2 pseudogenes are annotated in these 831 nt (G+C 32.9%); one reads left to right on the forward strand and one right to left on the reverse strand.

Annotated elements, in window-relative coordinates:
* A pseudogene (locus HMPREF3134_RS01090) lies at nucleotides 1–515 on the forward strand (LLM class flavin-dependent oxidoreductase); the annotation flags it as partial.
* A gap of 230 nt (nucleotides 516–745) precedes the next feature.
* Here the strand turns inward: HMPREF3134_RS01090 and HMPREF3134_RS11890 are convergent.
* Nucleotides 746–831 (reverse strand): annotated as a pseudogene (locus HMPREF3134_RS11890) (IS6 family transposase); the annotation flags it as partial.

Below are 831 nucleotides of genomic sequence, written 5' to 3' on the forward strand. Positions count from 1 at the left end.
TACCAGGTCTCACCGTTTATGTTGATGAGAATGAGAAGGACGCTTATAAACTTAAACAGCAATTAGATGATATGATCCCACTTGAAAAACACAAGAAACAATTATCTAAAGCCATTGGTCTAGATATAAGTGAATGGACACTAGATGAAGTCGTACCATCATTACCACCTTATGATGCATTAGAGAAAAAAGTTGTAAAATCTGTGTATGAAGCCGTACAGCGTGCTATTATGACCGAGCAACTTACCTTACGTGATGTATTAGATCGATTTGGTACTTGGGTAGGACATAAAACGATAGTGGGAACACCGGAACAAGTAGCGGATGAAATGATTGAATGGTTTGAAAAAGAAGCGTGCGATGGTTTTATGTTAATGTCACCAACATATCCAAACGCATTTGAAAAATTTATTGATTTAGTCATTCCAGTTCTTCAAGCGCGTGGCGTGTTTAGAAAAGAATATGAAAGTCATATGTTAAAAGACCATTTAAATATAAATACAGAGAAAGTATAATTAAACTTCCTTTTATTCAATAGATATCATAAAAAAAGACTTCCTCCATTAGGGGGAAGTCTAAAATGTTCTTCATATTATTCCATTTTAACTTTTGCTTTATCAGATTCTTTTTTATATTTTTGATACATAATCCAAAGAATAATTCCCCATACTGGTATAAATAATACGGTTCTGTTGCAAAGTTGAAAAATAAATGTCTAATCTCAATTTTAAAATAATACTTTGTGTTAATTTGTTAGCATGATGCTAATTTCATGGCATGGCGAAAATCCGTAGATTTGAAGAGACCTGCGGTTCTTTTTATATAGAGCGT

The sequence above is a fragment of the Staphylococcus sp. HMSC14D10 genome (genome assembly GCF_001808125.1).
Lineage (GTDB): Bacteria > Bacillota > Bacilli > Staphylococcales > Staphylococcaceae > Staphylococcus > Staphylococcus haemolyticus.